General features: G+C 54.3%; 1 rRNA gene. It reads right to left on the reverse strand.

The window, feature by feature from the left end:
* Positions 1-13: 13 nt before the first annotated feature.
* Positions 14-508 (reverse strand): 16S ribosomal RNA (locus tag GJ698_RS30250); the annotation flags it as partial.

The following is a 508-nucleotide window of genomic DNA, read 5'->3' on the forward strand; positions in this document are numbered from 1 at the left end:
AGTGCTACTCTAGAAAGGAGGTGATCCAGCCGCACCTTCCGATACGGCTACCTTGTTACGACTTCACCCCAGTCACGAATCCTACCGTGGTAAGCGCCCTCCTTGCGGTTAAGCTACCTACTTCTGGTAAAACCCGCTCCCATGGTGTGACGGGCGGTGTGTACAAGACCCGGGAACGTATTCACCGCGACATGCTGATCCGCGATTACTAGCGATTCCAACTTCATGCAGTCGAGTTGCAGACTACAATCCGGACTACGATACACTTTCTGGGATTAGCTCCCCCTCGCGGGTTGGCGGCCCTCTGTATGTACCATTGTATGACGTGTGAAGCCCTACCCATAAGGGCCATGAGGACTTGACGTCATCCCCACCTTCCTCCGGTTTGTCACCGGCAGTCTCATTAGAGTGCTCTTTCGTAGCAACTAATGACAAGGGTTGCGCTCGTTGCGGGACTTAACCCAACATCTCACGACACGAGCTGACGACAGCCATGCAGCACCTGTGT

The organism is Duganella aquatilis (assembly GCF_009674565.1).
Taxonomy (GTDB): Bacteria; Pseudomonadota; Gammaproteobacteria; order Burkholderiales; family Burkholderiaceae_D; genus Rugamonas; species Rugamonas aquatilis.